Genomic DNA, 15,979 nt, shown 5'->3' with positions numbered 1-15,979 from the left:
ACATTTAGGCATATTGCGCACTGCAGGAGATGCTTATCTGTGGATGACCACGAGCAAAGCCTTGCCCTCGGTCTTGCCCAGGTTGCGGATGGTATGCGGCTGGTCTGCCGGATACCTGGCCGTGCCGCCATTCTTGACCTTTTTCTTCGCCGTGCCCACTTCCAGTTCCAGGTTGCCGTGGATGACCGTCAAATGCTCGGTGGTGCCCGGGTCGTGCGGCTGGGACGCCAGTTCGCCACCGGGCGCCAGGGTCACTTCATACCATTCATATTTGCCGGCCAGTTCCATCGGTCCGAGGATGCGCAGCACGTAGCCCGCGTGGTCGCCGGGCAGGGTGGGGGTTTCGTGGGCATCCGTGACGCGGATGGTTTCCACGGCTTTCTCGGCGCTGGACAGCAGTTCGCCGATCTGCACGCCCAGCGCATTGGCCAGGCGCCAGGTGATGGCGATGGTGGGATTGGCTTTTTCGCGCTCGATTTGCGACAGCATGGACTTCGATACGCCGGCGATGCGCGACAAATCCTCCAGTGTCAGGCCACGCGCCAGGCGCAAGCGTTGCAGTGTGGCACCCACTTCAGGGGGGGAATTGGTCGAAACGCTGGTTTTCATCGGCAGTTGGCTTGCAAAGTTCAAAAGGCTTGGGTAATATCCACTATATTGAATTTCAGTTCGAAATAGTGGATTTTGAGGAAAAACACGGAAACGTGTAGACTTCAAACAGCGCTTCACGGTACAGCATAGTGCGCGCACCGGTCAAGCGGCTGCTTTCCCCTATGGCGGTTGAGGTTACCCGGATGCCATACATACAACAGGGACACACAAGGATCATCATGAGCGAGCAAGCGAAGAACACCTTTTTCAGCGGTCTGCAACAGAACCTCGATCAACTGCGCCAGCAGGGCTTGTACAAGCCCGAGCGCGTGATCGCCTCGCGCCAGGGCGCCGAAGTGGTGTGCGACGATGGCCGTACCCTGATCAATATGTGTGCGAACAACTACCTGGGCTTGTCGGGCGACCTGCAGACGCAAGAGGCGTCCATCGCCGCTACGCAAAAGTACGGCTACGGCCTGTCGTCCGTGCGCTTCATCTGCGGCACGCAAACCGTGCACAAGGAACTGGAACAGGCCATCTCCGCGTTCCTGGGCACGGAAGACACGATCTTGTACGCGGCGGCATTCGACGCCAACGGCGGCGTGTTCGAACCGCTGTTTGATGAAAACGACGCCATCATCTCCGACGCGCTGAACCACGCCTCCATCATCGACGGCATCCGTTTGTGCAAGGCTGGCCGCTACCGCTACGCCCACAACGACATGGCCGACCTGGAAGTGCAGCTGAAAGCGGCCATCGCCGCCGGCAAGCGCCATAAAGTCATCGTCACGGACGGCGTCTTCTCGATGGATGGCACGATCGCGCAGCTTGACAAGATCTGCGACCTGGCCGACCAGTACGGCGCGCTGGTGATGATCGACGAATGCCACGCGTCCGGCTTCATGGGCGCGACGGGCCGCGGCACGCACGAACACCACAATGTGATGGGCCGCATCGACATCATCACGGGCACCCTGGGCAAGGCCCTGGGCGGCGCCATGGGCGGTTTCACGTCGGCGCGCAAGGAAGTCATCGACACCCTGCGCCAGAAATCGCGTCCTTATCTGTTCTCGAACACCCTGGCGCCATCGATCGCCGGCGCCTCGCTGTCGGTGTTGGAACGCCTGGCCAAGTCGACGGAACTGCGCGACCGCCTGCATGAAAACACGGCCTTCTTCCGCAGCGAAATCGAACGCATCGGTTTTACCATCAAGCCGGGCACGCACCCTGTCGTTCCCGTGATGCTGTTCGATGCGCCCGTGGCGCAGAAATTCGCCGCCCGCCTGTATGAACTGGGCGTGCTGGTGACGGGCTTCTTCTATCCGGTCGTGCCGATGGGCCAGGCCAGGGTCCGCGTGCAGCTGTCCGCTGCCCACACCCGCGAACAGCTGGTCAAGGTACTGGCCGCCTTCGAGCAGGCTGGCAAGGAACTCGGTTTGCTGACCACTACCACTACCAATTAACAAGAATTCAGGAAAATAGCATGGAACGCATCTTAGTCATTGGCGCAAACGGTCAAATCGGTAGTGAGTTGGTGGGCGCGCTGGCGCTGCAGCATGGCGCGGACAACGTCATCGCCAGCGACATCGGCACGAACAATCTGTACCAGGCCAAGCGCTACGCGCAGCTCAATGTGCTGGACAAGGACGGCCTGGCGCGCATCATCGCCGACGAGAACATCACCCAGGTGTACCAGCTGGCGGCCATGCTGTCGGCCACGGGCGAAGCGGCGCCATTGAAGGCCTGGAGCCTGAACATGGATGGCTTGCTGAATATCCTGGAGCTGGCGCGCGAGCGTGGCGAAGCGGGCAAGCCGCTGCGCATCTTCTGGCCGTCGTCGATCGCCGCCTTCGGCCCGAACACGCCGCAGGTGAACACGCCGCAAATGACGGTGATGGACCCGACCTCGATGTACGGCATCAGCAAGCTGGCCGGCGAGCGCCTGTGCGAGTACTACTTCAACAAGTATGGCGTGGACGTGCGCAGCATCCGCTATCCGGGCATCATCAGCTACAAATCGCCTCCGGGCGGCGGCACCACCGATTACGCCATCGCCATCTTCCACGCGGCCTTGCGCGGCGAGCGCTATGACTGCTTCCTCGATGCGAATACCACCTTGCCGATGATTTACATGCCCGACGCCATCCGCGCCACCATCGAACTGATGGACGCGCCGGCGGAGTCGATCAAGATCCGCTCGTCGTACAACGTGGCCGGCGTGTCGTTCAACCCCGAGCAGCTGGCGAAAGCCATCGTGCACATGGTGCCGGACTTCAAGATCAGCTACAAGCCGGACAGCCGCCAGGCCATCGCCGACAGCTGGCCGCAAAGCCTGGACGACAGCACCGCCAGCGCCGACTGGGGCTGGAAGGCGCAAATCGGCGTCGAACAGATGGTCACGGACATGCTGGCCAACGTCGATGCAGGGCAGGCTGCCAAGGCGGCCTGAGTCCTGCACCGGCATTCATAAAAACATACTAATATAAAGAGACACTACATGGATATGAGCGTATTTGACCTGTTCAAGATCGGCATCGGGCCGTCGAGTTCCCACACGGTGGGGCCGATGGTGGCGGCGCGGCGTTTTCTGGTCGAATACGGTCCGCTGGACCAGGTAGTGGGCGTGGAAGTGGCCTTGTATGGCTCGCTGGCGCTGACGGGCGTAGGCCACGCGACCGACAAGGCGGCCATCCTTGGCCTGATGGGCGAGACGCCGCAAGGCGTGGCGCCCGATGAAGTCGACAGCAAGCTGGCCGCCATCGAAGCGGCTGGCGAGATCGCGCTGTTGGGCACCCACGTTGTGCCATTCACGGCCGCTACCGGTCTGATCTGGCACAAGAGCGAATCCCTGCCGGAACACCCGAACGGCATGCTGTTTACCCTGAAACTGGCGGACGGCAGCCGGGTCGACAAGGTGTATTACTCGATCGGCGGCGGCTTTATCCGCGAAGCGGGCGAGGCGCAGGCGGAAGCGGCCGTGGAATCGGCCGCCGCCGCGCGCGTCGTCTTCCCCTTCGACACGATGGACCAGTTGCTGGCGCACGGCGTGGAAAGCGGCTTGTCGATCCCGGAAATGCTGCGCGCGAACGAGTGTGTCAAGCGCAGCGATGCGGAACTCAATGAAGGACTGGACCGCATCTGGCACGTCATGCGCGACTGCATCGCGCACGGCCTGGAAACGACGGGCAACCTGCCCGGCGGCTTGAACGTGAAGCGGCGCGCCGCCAAATTGTGGCGTTTGGCGCAGGATGCGAAAGAATCGGACAACCGCGCCAACGACTTGCCGCACGACGCCGTGCACCTGGTCAGCCTGTACGCGATGGCCGTCAACGAGGAAAACGCGGCCGGCGGCAGGGTCGTGACGGCGCCGACGAATGGCGCCGCCGGCATCATCCCGGCCGTGCTGCGTTACTACGCGGAAGACTGCCGCCCCAGCGATCCGGTAGGCGGCGTGCGCCGCTTCATGCTGACGGCGGCCGCCATCGGCATGCTGTGCAAGCGCAATGCCTCGATCTCGGGCGCCGAAGTGGGCTGCCAGGGCGAGGTGGGCGTGGCCTGCGCCATGGCGGCGGCCGGCCTGGTGGCGGCGCTGGGCGGCACGAATGAACAGATCGAGAACGCGGCTGAAATCGGCATCGAACACCACCTGGGCATGACCTGCGACCCGATCGGCGGCCTGGTACAGATCCCGTGCATCGAGCGTAATGGCATGGGCGCCGTGAAAGCCATCACGGCCGCCTCGCTGGCGCTGAAAGGCGACGGCACGCATTTCGTCAGCCTCGACGAAGTCATCGAAACCATGCGCCAGACGGGCGCGGACATGCAGGACAAGTACAAGGAAACGTCGCTGGGCGGGCTGGCCGTCCACGTTATCACAGTCAACCACGCGGCTTGCTGATGCGCCGGTGGTGTTGTCGGATTACGCGCGCAAGCGCTAATCCGACCTACGGCGAGTGGCAATGTCGCAGGTCGGCACAGGTCGGCGCAGGCTGGCGCAGGTCGGCGTAGGTCGGCTTAGCGCAAAGCGCGTAAGCCGACATCACCACAGCAGCAAGCCGACATCACCACAGCAGCAAGCCGACATCACCACCGCAGCAAGCCGACATCAACACAGCAGCAAGCCGACATCACCACAGCAGTCTCCCGACAAACTCACTCCTCCTCAAACAACTGCTCCAGCCTCCTCGGGTAGTTATTCAGAAAATCGCGCGTCACGGCGAAGTGCTCGGTGTCTTCATACGCCACTTCGTGGATGCCGCCGCCCGTAAACATCAGAATCTTCGCGTTCGGGTAGGCCAGCAGGATCGGCGAGTGGGTGGCGATGATCAGCTGCGAATCGTCCTGCACCAGCTGGTGGATCACGGAGAGCGCCGCCAGCTGGCGGCTCGGCGACAGGGCCGCCTCGGGCTCGTCCAGCAGATATAAACCCTTGCCCCGCAATTTGTTGATCAGGGTCGCCATGAACGCTTCGCCATGCGACTGCGCGTGCAGCGACTTGCCGCCGTAGCTGCCCAGGTATGCCGGCATGGTGTCCATATAGGTGGCGACATTGAAAAAGCTCTCGGCGCGCAAAAAATAGCTGTCGTCGGGCTTCTTGTAGCTTTTGCTCAGGCGCAGATGCGCGTGCAGCCCCGACTCCTCGTCCGATGGCAGTTCGATGCGCACATTGCGCGTGCCGCCATCCTTGCCAAAACCCAGCGCCACGGCCAGCGCTTCAAGCATGGTGGACTTGCCGCTGCCGTTCTCGCCCACGAAAAACGTCACGTCGCGGTGGAAGTCCATGTGCACGAAGTCGCGGATGGCGGGGATGGTGAACGGGTAGTGCTCGAGGTCGACGACGGCGTCGGGACGCAGCGCGGCGCTTTGCAGGTACGGTTTTTTATTCAGCGACATGGCCGGCTTTCGACTCCAGGTTTCTCGATTTTCATAGTCACGTGACGGGGAGGCAGGCACAGTGTGGCGCAAATCGGCGGCGCGCGCCAGTGCGCACGCCAGCCATGTCCGCCTGGCTTGATCTGATGCATTATGGCCTGTTTGGCAATATTCAGGCTCTCCAATTGTCACATCCTGAGCAGCCCCGCGCCACGCGATTCGCCTTGGACGGCGGCTGGCACTATAATATCCGCTGCCATTCATGATCAACCGCACTCAGCTCAACTGGACTCTTCAAATCTATGCATTACGTGTCTACCCGCGCTGACAAAGCGCCATCGAATCTGCAGCAATTCTCCGACATCCTCCTGGGCGGCCTGGCCCCCGATGGCGGACTGTATCTCCCTGAACACTACCCGCAAGTCACTGGTGCCGAGCTCAACGCCTGGCGCACATTGTCGTATGCCGACCTGGCCTACGAAATCCTGAAGAAGTTCGCCACCGATATCCCGGCCGCGGACCTGAAGGCACTGACGGCGAAAACCTATACCAAGGCAGTCTACAAGAACGCCCGCGCCGGCGAAAACGCGGCCGACATCACGCCGCTGCGCGTGCTGGAAGAAAATGTCGTCAAGGGCGGATCGACCACCCTGATCCTGCAGGCCCTGTCGAACGGCCCGACCCTGGCCTTCAAGGACATGGCCATGCAGTTGCTGGGCAATCTGTTTGAATACACCCTGGCCAAGACGGGCGCCGAACTCAATATCTTCGGCGCCACCTCGGGCGACACGGGCAGCGCGGCCGAATACGCGATGCGCGGCAAGAAGGGCATCCGCGTCTTCATGCTGTCGCCGCACAAGAAAATGAGCGCCTTCCAGACTGCGCAGATGTTCAGCCTGCAAGACCCGAATATCTACAACATCGCCGTCGAAGGCGTGTTCGACGACTGCCAGGACATGGTCAAGGCCGTGTCGAACGACTTGCCGTTCAAGGCGAAACAGAAGATCGGCACCGTCAATTCCATCAACTGGGCGAGGGTCGTGGCGCAGGTGGTGTACTACTTCCGCGGCTACCTGGCGGCCACCACCAGCAACGAGCAGAAAGTCTCGTTCACGGTGCCATCGGGCAATTTCGGCAATATCTGCGCCGGCCATATCGCGCGCATGATGGGCTTGCCTATCTCGAAACTGGTGGCCGCGACGAATGAAAACGACGTGCTCGACGAATTTTTCCGCACGGGCGTCTACCGCGTGCGCAAGTCCGCCGAAACCTACCATACGAGCAGCCCGTCGATGGATATCTCGAAAGCGTCGAACTTCGAGCGCTTCGTCTACGACCTCGTGGGCCGCGACAGCGACCGCGTGCGCGCGCTGTTTGGCAAAGTGGAAACCCACGGCGGCTTCGACTTGTCGGGTAAACCTGGCAGCGACGGCGACGAATTCAAGCTCGTCGCCAAGTACGGCTTCAAGTCGGGCAAGTCCACGCACCAGGACCGTCTCGACACCATCCGCGACGTGGCCGACGATTACGGCATCACCATCGACACGCATACGGCCGACGGCATCAAGGTGGCGCGCGAGCACCTGGAGCCGAACGTGCCGATGATCGTGCTGGAAACGGCGCTGGCGGCCAAATTCAACGAAACCATCCTCGAAGCGCTGGGCGTGGACGCGGAACGCCCAGCCGGCTTCGAGAACATCGAAGACTTGCCGCAAAAGTTCGTCGTGATGGACGCCGATGTGGAAAAGATGAAGGCGTATATCGCCGCAAATACGGGCTTGTGATGAGCGGGACTGTGATGACAGACGCCAGCACTGTACGCAAACCGATGCTGTCGGTGGCCGAAGCGCAAGCCTTCATGCTGGGCGCGGCGCGCCCGGTGACGGACATCGAACTGGTCGACACCATGCGCGCCAACGGCCGCGTGCTGGCTGCCGCGCAGACGTCGACCCTGAACGTGCCCGAGCGCGACAACACGCAGATGGATGGCTATGCCGTGCGCGCCCAGGATTGCGCCAGCGGCGCGGCCAGCTTGCCCGTGTCGCAGCGCATCGCGGCCGGCCACGTGGGCCAGCCCCTGCAGCCGGGGACGGCCGCGCGCATCTTCACGGGCGCCCTGATTCCGGACGGCGCCGACTGCGTGGTGATGCAGGAGCAGTGCAGTGTGATGGATGGCGTGGTAACGGTCAATCACGTGCCGAAAGCCGGCGAATGGGTGCGCCGCCAGGGCGAGGATATCCGCGCCGGCGGCGTGATCCTGGGCGCCGGGCGCCGCCTGCGCAGCCAGGAAATGGGCCTGGCCGCCTCGGTGGGCCTGGCCCAAGTTCCTGTGCTGCGCAAGCTGCGCGTCGCGGTCTTTTTCACCGGCGACGAGCTGGCCATGCCGGGAGAACCGCTGGCGCCGGGCGCCGTCTACAACTCGAACCGCTTTACCTTGCGGGGGCTGCTGGAAAACCTGGGCTGTGAAATCACCGACCTGGGCATCGTTCCCGACAGCCTGGAAGCGACAAAAGCCGTGCTGCGCCAGGCGGCCGAAGGCAATGACCTGATCATCACTTCGGGCGGCGTGTCCGTGGGCGAGGAAGACCATATCAAGCCGGCCGTGGAAGCGGAGGGGCGTTTGAACATGTGGCAGATCGCCGTCAAGCCGGGTAAACCGCTGGCGTTTGGCGAAGTCAAGGACGCGTTCTTTGTCGGCTTGCCCGGCAACCCCGTCTCCAGCTTTGTCACGTTTTTGCTCTTCGTGCGCCCGTTCATCCTGCGCCTGCAAGGCGTGGCAGGTCCGCTGGCGCCGCGCAGCTACAAGCTGCCGGCCGCCTTCGAGCGCCTGAAGGCGGACAAGCGCAATGAATTCTTGCGCGCGAAGATCAATGATGACGGCGAGCTGGAACTGTTCGCCAACCAGAGCTCAGGCGTGCTGACGTCCACCGTGTGGGGCGATGGCCTGATCGATTGCCCGCCGGGCCTGTCGATCGCGCGCGGCGACATGCTGCGTTTTATCCCGTTTAACGAATTGCTGTACTGAGGAAGCATCGATGAAGATCAATCTGCGATTTTTTGCCAGCGTGCGCGAGCTGCTGGGCACGGCACAGGAAGTGCTGGTGGTGGAAGAGGGGGCCGAACCGCTGCGGACCGTGGGCGACGTGCGCCAGTACCTGATTGCCCGTGGCGGCAACTGGGAATACGCGCTGGCCCAGGGCCGCGCGCTGCGCATGGCGCACAACCAGGTGATGTGTGGCGCCGATACCGTGATCGGCGATGGCGACGAGGTGGCATTCTTCCCGCCTGTGACGGGCGGCTGATCCCGCTCCCCAAATAAGATGGCCACTTCATTGAAGTGGCCGTTTTTTCATGAAGACTTGGCTTTCGGCTTGTCCCCGCTGCACGTGGCACAGGCAACGGCTTTCCGGTAGCGCCAGTATTTCGAGCCGATGAAGATGGCCGATGCCACCAGCGACCAGGCCAGTGCGCTGAGTATGTCCGCCTGGCTGGTGGTGCCCTTGCTGTACTCGACCACCGTCAGGATGATGAATAAAATCGAACTGGCCAGCAAATAGCGGGAAATCCAGAATCCTGCACCCATGTGTTTCTCCTCTTGTCGTCTCGTTGTCTGGTGAAGTCTGGCCGCTGATCGCTGCGGCATCTCAGCGCAGTATGCATCATTTTTCGGCATTATTGCCATCTGCTGGCCCTATCTCGACTAAAATGCCGGGGTTTACACCGTCCTCCCGGCTTGCCATGACCAACTCCAGTCCCCTTCCGTTTCACATCGCCGTCATCGGCGGCGGCCCTGCCGGCCTGATGGCAGCCCAGGAGGCGGCCGGCCAGGGCGCCAGGGTGGAACTGTTCGACGCCATGCCATCGGTCGGCCGCAAATTCCTGCTGGCGGGGCGCGGCGGCATGAACATCACGCATGCGGAAGGCTACCAGCCCTTCGTCTCGCGCTACGGCAGTCAGGCGCCGCGCATCAAGCTTGCACTGGACCAGTTCGGTCCGCAAAAAGTGCGCGACTGGGTACACGGCCTGGGCGTGGAGACCTTCGTCGGTTCCTCGAACCGCGTCTTCCCCACGGATATGAAAGCGGCGCCGCTGCTGCGCGCCTGGCTGCACCGCCTGCGCGAAGCGGGCGTGCAATTTCACATGCGCCACCGCTGGACGGGCTGGCGCGACGGCCAGCTGGTCTTCGCCACGCCGGATGGCGAGCGCCTGCGCGCCTTCGACGCCGTGATCCTGGCGCTCGGTGGCGGCAGCTGGGCGCGCCTGGGCTCGGACGGCGCCTGGGTGCCGCTGCTACGCGAGCGCGGCGTGGCCGTGGCGCCCCTGGTACCGGCCAATTGTGGCTTCGACGTGGACTGGAGCAGCCATTTCAGCAGCCGCCATGCGGGCGAACCGCTGACGACGGTGGCCATCTCGGCGCGCAACATCGATCACTGCATGATCAAGCGCCAGGGCCAGTTCGTCATCACCGAAGGCGGTGTGGAAGGCAGCCTGATTTATGCGCTGTCGGCCGCGCTGCGCGAGCAGATCGCGCAGGAAGGCAGCACCACCATCTGGCTCGACCTGGCGCCCGACCACACGCATGAACGCGTGTTCGAGGAAGTGACGCGCCCGCGCGGTTCGCGTTCCATGTCCAGCCACCTGAACAGCCGCCTCGGCATCAAGGGCGTGAAATCGGGCTTGCTGCGCGAATGCCTGAGCGCGGCCGATTTTGCCGATGCAGCCAGACTGGCGGACGCCATCAAGCTGCTGCCCGTCACCTTGCAGCGCCCGCGGCCCATCGATGAAGCCATCAGCAGCGCCGGCGGCGTGGCGTTCGACGGCATTGACGGCAGCATGCTGCGCGCCATGCCGGGCGTCTTCGTGGCGGGAGAAATGCTGGACTGGGAAGCGCCGACGGGCGGCTACCTGCTGACGGCCTGCCTGGCGCAAGGCAAGGCGGCTGGGGAGCAGGCGGTGCGTTGGCTGGAAGAGAATTCTTGAAATCACAACGGCATTGAATCGTTTGCGCCACGACGCCGTTCACAAGCGTAGCGAGCGGCCCCGAGTTGTGGCTGAAAAGCGCAGCTGTATGCGAGTACGGGGCCGCCGAGGCAGCGAGCATCGCCAGCCGCAAATCGCGCCGCGTAGCAGATTGTGAGCGGCTGTCCTCGTCAATGCCAGATGATGTCGCCTGAACCGCTTTTTTGCGCTTCGCGCTGGCGCGGGTTGCCGTAGACGTGGATGTCGCCGCTGCCGCGCAGGGTCAGGTTGGCGGCGTCGCGCACGAACAGGCTGCTTTGGCCCGAGCCCTGCAGGCTGACGCTGGCCTTGTCGGCGGCCAGGTGCTCGGCATCGATATCTCCCGAACCGCTCAGGTCGGCGCGCACGAACTTGGTATTGCCGCTGGCCGAGATGCGGCCAGAGCCCACCATTTCCAGTACCACGCTGTCGCTGTTGCCCGCATTGATGTCGAGGTCGCCGCTGCCGTTGACGGTGGCTTGCACCTGCTTGTAGCGGCCAGTGAAGCTGACGTTGCCCGAACCCATCAATTCCAGGATGAAACTGTCGCCGGAAAATCCCGTGACCTTGCTGTCGCCATTGCCATGCACATCCAGGCGCACGAGGGCGGGCAGCACCAGTTCCACCTGCAGCGGCTGGCGATGGTGGAAGAGCATGCCTTTCGGGCCGATATGCAGGGTCGTGCCGTCGGCGCTGGTGTCCACGTTCGACAGCAAGCGCTGTTCGCCGCTGACTTTCAGCGAGGGCGTGGCGCCGCGGCGCAGCACCAGGTCGATGGGGCCGGCCAGGTCGATGCTGGTGATATTTGCGGCAATGGGCCGCGTTTCACTGCGCACGGCCCGTCCGGCAGCGCTGCTGGGACTGCTGATGCCCTTGGCGCGCAGTGCCGCATACGACATGGCGATCAGGACCAGGGCCAGCAGGAACATGGACAGGCCAACTTTGAGCAAGCGTTTCATGGCAGCCTTTCTAGTGACCTTTGAGCAGGGAAACATTCATGGCGGCGTAGCGCCTGATGCCGATCAGGGTATAGCGCGTGACCACCAGACTGAGCAGAAAGATGGCGATGCCGCCCAATAACATGCCCATGCCGAAGACGGTTTGCGTGGTGCGCGCATCGCGGTCCATGTCGGTCGAGATGCGGATGCCGCTGCCGGCCAGCGCCTCGGCCCGTTCGATCACGCGCGACGAGGCGCTGGGCGATGCGGCCTCAGCGTCGTCCTGGACGGGGCCGGGCACATGCTGCACCCGAATGCCCGTGTCGCCAATGGTGATGCGTGTTTCGCGGCGTGGGTCGCCATCGGCATCGTCGTCCTGGATGAAGATGTGGCGCATGGGGCCGTCGAGCACCAGTTCGTTGGCGCCGGACAGGCCGCTGGCCGTGATGGCGATGCCGCCCAGATAAAAGCTCAGGCCCACGGCATACAGGGTGGCCAGCAGGGCCGCATACACTGCGGCGGGCACGACCATGAACAGGTTGAAAATGGCCAGTCCCACCAGCGAGACGAGCAGGCGCAGCAGGTTGACGGGGTTTTTTTTCTGCTCGAAGGCCTGGCGATGGGTGCTGGTGCGCAAGGTCATGGCGATCTTCTTCGGATCACCGAGGTCGTCGGCAACTTCCTGCTCGCTGCGGCCGGCCGCAGCCCCTTCGATGAACGTCTGTTCGTAGTAATCGAGCGTCTTGGCCACCAGGTCCGGTGGCAAGCCCGCCAGTGCGCGCCGCAGCGCGTCGAGATAGTCTTGCTTGTTCATCATATTTTTCCTGTCCTCCCGTATGCCGCTCAGCCGACTGCCGCCAGCAGCATGCTGGCTTGGCTCAGCAGCAAGGGGGCATGCTGCGTCTGTTGTACCTGTTGCACTTGCTGCACGTCAATGACGAGCACGGTGGCCACGGCCACGAGCGCCAGCAGCGCCACGGCTTTCAAGCTGTTTTTCAGGTGCAAGGTGGTGTGCATGGTGGTCCTCGTGGCGTGCGGTTGGTCGATGGTCAGACTGTACCCAAGCACGGCAGTGCGCACCAGCGCGGTGCGACAGAATGCAATTTGGCGGGGCTCAGCGACACCAGGGCGGGATGCACCGTCAAGTCTACTTTGCCAATTTCCCGGCCTGCACCCTTGCACGCACGGCCTTGGCGGCCGCCACGCCGCTGCGCACGGCGCCTTCGATGGTGGCCGGATAGTCGAGCGTGCGGTCGTCGCCGGCCGTGTAGTCGCCGGCCAGCAGCAGGCCAGGCACGCCGCTGGCATTGCCCGGACGCGCCAGGTCGGGCGTGCAGGCAAAGGTGGCGCGCTTTTCCGTGATCAGCTGGGTCCACAGGGGCTGCGCCAGTTCGGGACGGCGTAACACTTGCGCCAGTTGTGCCGCGATGGCTTGCGCCAGCGCTCCGTGGCCTTGCTCGGCGGCAGGGCCGGAGGCGCTGATGACGACGGCCAGCAAGCCCGCCTGCTTGCTGTCGAGCTGGCCACGGTCGAAGACAAACTGGCCCCAGTGGCCGCTCTCCGGCGCATCGGCCAGCGCATGCATAGGCAGGTCCAGGCGCACCGAGGCGTCGTATTGCAGGTAGCAGGTGCTGATCGCTTCCGGGGTCAATGCTTGCATCTGGGTAATGACGGCGTCCAGGCGCGCATCGTGCACGCCTTGCAGCAGGCTGGCCGCCTGCGCGCAAGCCGTGGCAAGCACGACGCCGTCGAAGGCCTCGCCATCGTCGAGCCGCCAGCGCCCGCCAGGCAGCGCTTGCAGCGCATCGACCTTGGCGCCCAGGCGCACGCCGCCGCCACGTTGTTCCACGTAGCGGGCGGCCGCCTCGGGAAACAGGGCGGAGAGGTCCGCTTTCGGGATCAGCATGTCGGAAGCGCGGCGACGCGATGCGCCCAGGCTGTCGCGCAGCACATTGATGAAGACGCGCGCCGAGGCCCGCTCGGGCGGCGTGTTCAGGGCTGCCAGGCACAGCGGATGCCACATCAGGCGGTTTAATTGCTGCGTCTGGTCGAAGCGCTGCAGCAGTTCGCTGACCGTGCAATCGTTGTACAGTTGCCAGCCCATCCACCGCATGGCCGTGGAAAAGCGCATCAATGCCAGCTTGTCGGCACGCGATAACCCCTTGGCGCGCAGCAAGGCCCACGCCAGGTGCAGCGGCGCGGGCAGGCGCGGCGCGACGAAATCCATGCCGCCTGAGCCGGCCGGATAGCGCATCTGCAGGGGCAGGGTAAGAATGAGTTCGCTTGGATCCTGTCCCGCCAGCTTGATCAGGCGCAGGGTTTCCGTGTAGGCGCCCAGCAGGATATGCTGGCCGTTGTCGAGTACGGTATGCTCTTGCCCAACTGCTCGGTCGACCTTGCGCGCGCGGCCGCCCAGGGTGCGCGCCGCTTCGTAGACGGTGACGGCATGGCCGGCGCGCGCCAGTTCCATGGCCGCCGCGAAGCCGGCCCAGCCGCCGCCGATGACGGCGTAGCGCTGTGTCACGCCAGGATCAGCCACGGACCCAGGTCTTCCATGCCAGCCACAGTTTGCGGATCGGGGTCAGGGAAATGCGCTGTTTCAGCACGTGATAGCCGTCGCGCTCGACTTCGTTGAGCAGGGTGCGGTAGATGGCGGCCATGATCAGGCCCGGGCGCTGGGCGCGGCGGTCCTCGGCCGGCAGCAGGGCGAAGGCTTCGTCGTACGCCTGTTGCGCGCGTGCCACCTGGAAACGCATGAGGTTTTCAAAGTTCTCGCTGTGGCGCGCGTTCAGCAAATCGGCCGCCGTCACATTGAACTGCTGCAATTCGCTGATCGGCAGGTAGATGCGCCCCTTGCGCGCATCTTCGCCCACGTCGCGGATGATGTTGGTCAGCTGGAAGGCATGGCCGAGCTTTTCCGCGTACAGCAGGGTTTCCGGGCGGGTCGCGCCAAAGATGCTGGCCGACAAGATGCCCACCACGCTGGCCACGTGCCAGCAATAGCGGCTCATGGCCTGGTAATCGAGGTAGCGCGTCTGGTTCAAGTCCATTTCCATGCCATCGATGATGGCCTGCAAATGCTTTTCTTCCAGTGCATAGATGTCCAGGTGCGGCTGCAGCGCGCGCATCACGGGATGCGTGGGATTGCCCTCGTACATGGCCCTGACTTCCTTGCGCCACCAGACCAGCTTGGTACGTGCCACGGCTTCGTCCGTGCATTCGTCGACCGTGTCGTCGACTTCGCGGCAGAAGGCGTACAGGGCCGTGATGGCCTTGCGGCGTTCGGCCGGCAGGAACAGGAAGCTGTAATAGAAGCTGGAGCCGCTCTGGGCGGCCTTTTGTTGGCAGTATTCGTCGGGAGACATAGGCAAAAGAGCAAGGGTTGCAGATCGAAGCCGCTATTCTATCGCCTTACAGAGTGGGCGACGGGGGAAAAGCCGTTTTTACTTGCGTCTCTTGACGCAGGCTTTTGCGCGACATGCGCAGGGCGCGCCAGAAAATGATCAGCCAGTCGCGTTTCTCCAGCTTCGGGCGGCGGCGGAAGACGTCGTAATTGACGGCCTCGATGCATTCGAGGATGCGCAGTCCCCCCTGGATCACCAGGCGCAGTTCCCAGCCGATGCGCCCGCGCAGGCGCAGGGCCAGCGGCGCGCCGGACAGCATCAGCGCCCGCGTGCGCGCCACTTCAAAACGCATCAGCGCGCTCCACTTGCCGTGCGCCTCGGGCCGCTCGAAGGCGGCGGGCGAGACGGCAAAGCGTGTCAGGTCTTCCATCGGCAGATAGATGCGTTCCTTTTGCTGGTCGATGGCGACGTCTTGCAGGAAATTAATTAGTTGCAAAGCTGAACATATCGCATCGGAATCGCGTACATTCTCTTCATCGGCCGCACTATACAGGTGCAGCATCAGCAGGCCCACGGGATTGGCGGAGCGGGCGCAGTAGTCGAGCACGTCTTCGTAGCGCGCGTAGCGCGTCGTCTGCACATCCTGCTTGAAGGCCGACAATAAATCGTGGAACGGTTTCAGCGGCAACTGGTGTTTGGCGATGACGGCGGCCAGGCGCTCGAACATGGCGGCGCCGTCGCCCGCATGGCCTTCATGGCGGGCGATGCGGCCCAGCGCTTCTTCGTAGGCGTGCAGGGCGGCCAGGCGTTGGGCCGGCGTGGCGTCGCCTTCGTCGGCCAGGTCATCGGCGCTGCGGGCGAAGGCATAGATGGCTTCGACGGCAGGCACCAGGCGGCGCGGCAGTAAAAATGATGCTACAGGGAAATTCTCGTAATGGTCTACAGGCATGAACACACTTCTCTAGTCTTGCAGTTTTTGTCCGGTGCCGCGCAAAACCGCGGTGTTGCCGGACGTTGTACGTTTCAACATTAATGACGCAAAAGTCACTAAAAACTTTTCGTCGCGATTATAATTAATAACCAGAAAGTCATTAAGGGTGCAGCGCGCCCCGCCATGACCAGACCGATATTGTCACAAATTTAAGGATATCGCGTGCAAAAAAGTTTGGCTCACCCCCTACGGCAAGCAAAAAGTTTCTTCACGTAAAAATCTAACAGCCCGCATAGTAAAGGAAA

16 protein-coding genes are annotated in these 15,979 nt (G+C 63.1%); 7 read left to right on the top strand and 9 right to left on the bottom strand.

Annotation, left to right across the window (positions count from 1 at the left end):
* Nucleotides 1-33: 33 nt before the first annotated feature.
* Nucleotides 34-609 (bottom strand): helix-turn-helix domain-containing protein, encoded by a 576-nt coding sequence (locus tag ACQ4WR_RS02505; protein ID WP_102299134.1) that lies wholly within the window; start codon nt 607-609, stop codon nt 34-36.
* A gap of 221 nt (nt 610-830) precedes the next feature.
* Between ACQ4WR_RS02505 and kbl the strand changes: the two genes are divergently transcribed.
* Genes kbl through ACQ4WR_RS02490 form a run of 3 tightly spaced genes read left to right on the top strand, consistent with a single transcriptional unit; the run spans nt 831 to nt 4,489 of the window.
* A complete protein-coding gene (kbl, locus tag ACQ4WR_RS02500; RefSeq protein WP_102299130.1) occupies nt 831-2,054 on the top strand; it encodes a glycine C-acetyltransferase in 1,224 nt (407 codons plus the stop codon).
* Between the two features lie 20 nt (nt 2,055-2,074).
* Complete coding sequence (locus ACQ4WR_RS02495) at nt 2,075-3,040, top strand: NAD-dependent epimerase/dehydratase family protein (protein ID WP_102299129.1); 966 nt, start codon at nt 2,075-2,077, stop codon at nt 3,038-3,040.
* Nucleotides 3,041-3,088: 48 nt separating this feature from the next.
* Nucleotides 3,089-4,489 carry an L-serine ammonia-lyase gene (locus ACQ4WR_RS02490; protein ID WP_436485073.1) on the top strand — a complete coding sequence of 467 codons (1,401 nt, stop codon included), beginning with the start codon at nt 3,089-3,091 and terminating at the stop codon, nt 4,487-4,489.
* Between the two features lie 254 nt (nt 4,490-4,743).
* Here ACQ4WR_RS02490 and ACQ4WR_RS02485 read toward each other — a convergent pair whose 3' ends face one another.
* Nucleotides 4,744-5,484 carry an AAA family ATPase gene (locus ACQ4WR_RS02485; RefSeq protein WP_102299127.1) on the bottom strand — a complete coding sequence of 247 codons (741 nt, stop codon included), beginning with the start codon at nt 5,482-5,484 and terminating at the stop codon, nt 4,744-4,746.
* A 281-nt stretch (nt 5,485-5,765) separates the two neighbouring features.
* On the opposite strand from ACQ4WR_RS02485, the gene thrC reads away from it, so the two are divergent.
* From thrC to moaD, 3 genes are read left to right on the top strand one after another with little or no spacing between them, the layout of a single operon-like run.
* Nucleotides 5,766-7,247, top strand: coding sequence for a threonine synthase (thrC, locus tag ACQ4WR_RS02480; RefSeq protein ID WP_436485071.1), 1,482 nt, complete (start codon nt 5,766-5,768; stop codon nt 7,245-7,247).
* A gap of 14 nt (nt 7,248-7,261) precedes the next feature.
* Nucleotides 7,262-8,488 carry a molybdopterin molybdotransferase MoeA gene (locus ACQ4WR_RS02475; RefSeq protein WP_102299132.1) on the top strand — a complete coding sequence of 409 codons (1,227 nt, stop codon included), beginning with the start codon at nt 7,262-7,264 and terminating at the stop codon, nt 8,486-8,488.
* A 10-nt stretch (nt 8,489-8,498) separates the two neighbouring features.
* Nucleotides 8,499-8,765 (top strand): molybdopterin converting factor subunit 1, encoded by a 267-nt coding sequence (gene moaD, locus ACQ4WR_RS02470; protein WP_102299124.1) that lies wholly within the window; start codon nt 8,499-8,501, stop codon nt 8,763-8,765.
* A gap of 47 nt (nt 8,766-8,812) precedes the next feature.
* On the opposite strand, the gene ACQ4WR_RS02465 is transcribed toward moaD, so the two are convergent.
* Nucleotides 8,813-9,046 carry a hypothetical protein gene (locus ACQ4WR_RS02465; protein ID WP_102299123.1) on the bottom strand — a complete coding sequence of 78 codons (234 nt, stop codon included), beginning with the start codon at nt 9,044-9,046 and terminating at the stop codon, nt 8,813-8,815.
* Nucleotides 9,047-9,201: 155 nt separating this feature from the next.
* Here ACQ4WR_RS02465 and ACQ4WR_RS02460 point away from each other — a divergent pair, with 155 nt between their 5' ends.
* Nucleotides 9,202-10,443 (top strand): TIGR03862 family flavoprotein, encoded by a 1,242-nt coding sequence (locus ACQ4WR_RS02460; RefSeq protein WP_436485069.1) that lies wholly within the window; start codon nt 9,202-9,204, stop codon nt 10,441-10,443.
* A 170-nt stretch (nt 10,444-10,613) separates the two neighbouring features.
* Here ACQ4WR_RS02460 and ACQ4WR_RS02455 read toward each other — a convergent pair whose 3' ends face one another.
* The 6 genes from ACQ4WR_RS02455 to hpnC all read right to left on the bottom strand — a co-directional run bounded on the left by ACQ4WR_RS02455 (nt 10,614) and on the right by hpnC (nt 15,692).
* Complete coding sequence (locus tag ACQ4WR_RS02455; protein ID WP_102296355.1) at nt 10,614-11,420, bottom strand: head GIN domain-containing protein; 807 nt, start codon at nt 11,418-11,420, stop codon at nt 10,614-10,616.
* Between the two features lie 10 nt (nt 11,421-11,430).
* Nucleotides 11,431-12,216 carry a DUF1700 domain-containing protein gene (locus tag ACQ4WR_RS02450; protein ID WP_436485067.1) on the bottom strand — a complete coding sequence of 262 codons (786 nt, stop codon included), beginning with the start codon at nt 12,214-12,216 and terminating at the stop codon, nt 11,431-11,433.
* 26 nt (nt 12,217-12,242) lie between these two features.
* On the bottom strand, nt 12,243-12,416 hold the full coding sequence (locus ACQ4WR_RS02445) for a hypothetical protein (RefSeq protein WP_180979479.1): 174 nt from the start codon (nt 12,414-12,416) through the stop codon (nt 12,243-12,245).
* A 130-nt stretch (nt 12,417-12,546) separates the two neighbouring features.
* Nucleotides 12,547-13,938 (bottom strand): hydroxysqualene dehydroxylase HpnE, encoded by a 1,392-nt coding sequence (hpnE, locus tag ACQ4WR_RS02440; protein WP_436485065.1) that lies wholly within the window; start codon nt 13,936-13,938, stop codon nt 12,547-12,549.
* The gene (hpnD, locus tag ACQ4WR_RS02435) at nt 13,931-14,764 is read right to left on the bottom strand and encodes a presqualene diphosphate synthase HpnD (RefSeq protein ID WP_102296350.1); all 834 of its coding nucleotides are present in this window, start codon (nt 14,762-14,764) and stop codon (nt 13,931-13,933) included. The genes hpnE and hpnD overlap by 8 nt, the downstream gene beginning before the upstream one ends.
* A 46-nt stretch (nt 14,765-14,810) precedes the next feature.
* On the bottom strand, nt 14,811-15,692 hold the full coding sequence (gene hpnC, locus ACQ4WR_RS02430; protein WP_436485063.1) for a squalene synthase HpnC: 882 nt from the start codon (nt 15,690-15,692) through the stop codon (nt 14,811-14,813).
* Nucleotides 15,693-15,979: the final 287 nt, after the last annotated feature.

The organism is Janthinobacterium amylolyticum (genome assembly GCF_051380655.1).
In the GTDB taxonomy this organism is placed as follows: domain Bacteria; phylum Pseudomonadota; class Gammaproteobacteria; order Burkholderiales; family Burkholderiaceae_D; genus Janthinobacterium.
This window is presented reverse-complemented; position numbering and strand designations above follow the sequence as displayed.

What these genes read in the sequence shown, in the direction of transcription:
- hpnC (WP_436485063.1), bottom strand. Translation starts at nt 15,692, where the DNA reads ATGCCTGTAGACCATTACGAGAATTTCCCTGTAGCATCATTTTTACTG.
- ACQ4WR_RS02450 (WP_436485067.1), bottom strand. Translation starts at nt 12,216, where the DNA reads ATGATGAACAAGCAAGACTATCTCGACGCGCTGCGGCGCGCACTGGCG.
- ACQ4WR_RS02475 (WP_102299132.1), top strand. Translation starts at nt 7,262, where the DNA reads ATGACAGACGCCAGCACTGTACGCAAACCGATGCTGTCGGTGGCCGAA.
- kbl (WP_102299130.1), top strand. Translation starts at nt 831, where the DNA reads ATGAGCGAGCAAGCGAAGAACACCTTTTTCAGCGGTCTGCAACAGAAC.
- moaD (WP_102299124.1), top strand. Translation starts at nt 8,499, where the DNA reads ATGAAGATCAATCTGCGATTTTTTGCCAGCGTGCGCGAGCTGCTGGGC.
- ACQ4WR_RS02455 (WP_102296355.1), bottom strand. Translation starts at nt 11,420, where the DNA reads ATGAAACGCTTGCTCAAAGTTGGCCTGTCCATGTTCCTGCTGGCCCTG.
- ACQ4WR_RS02505 (WP_102299134.1), bottom strand. Translation starts at nt 609, where the DNA reads ATGAAAACCAGCGTTTCGACCAATTCCCCCCCTGAAGTGGGTGCCACA.
- ACQ4WR_RS02465 (WP_102299123.1), bottom strand. Translation starts at nt 9,046, where the DNA reads ATGGGTGCAGGATTCTGGATTTCCCGCTATTTGCTGGCCAGTTCGATT.
- thrC (WP_436485071.1), top strand. Translation starts at nt 5,766, where the DNA reads ATGCATTACGTGTCTACCCGCGCTGACAAAGCGCCATCGAATCTGCAG.
- ACQ4WR_RS02445 (WP_180979479.1), bottom strand. Translation starts at nt 12,416, where the DNA reads ATGCACACCACCTTGCACCTGAAAAACAGCTTGAAAGCCGTGGCGCTG.
- hpnD (WP_102296350.1), bottom strand. Translation starts at nt 14,764, where the DNA reads ATGTCTCCCGACGAATACTGCCAACAAAAGGCCGCCCAGAGCGGCTCC.
- ACQ4WR_RS02485 (WP_102299127.1), bottom strand. Translation starts at nt 5,484, where the DNA reads ATGTCGCTGAATAAAAAACCGTACCTGCAAAGCGCCGCGCTGCGTCCC.
- ACQ4WR_RS02490 (WP_436485073.1), top strand. Translation starts at nt 3,089, where the DNA reads ATGGATATGAGCGTATTTGACCTGTTCAAGATCGGCATCGGGCCGTCG.
- ACQ4WR_RS02495 (WP_102299129.1), top strand. Translation starts at nt 2,075, where the DNA reads ATGGAACGCATCTTAGTCATTGGCGCAAACGGTCAAATCGGTAGTGAG.
- ACQ4WR_RS02460 (WP_436485069.1), top strand. Translation starts at nt 9,202, where the DNA reads ATGACCAACTCCAGTCCCCTTCCGTTTCACATCGCCGTCATCGGCGGC.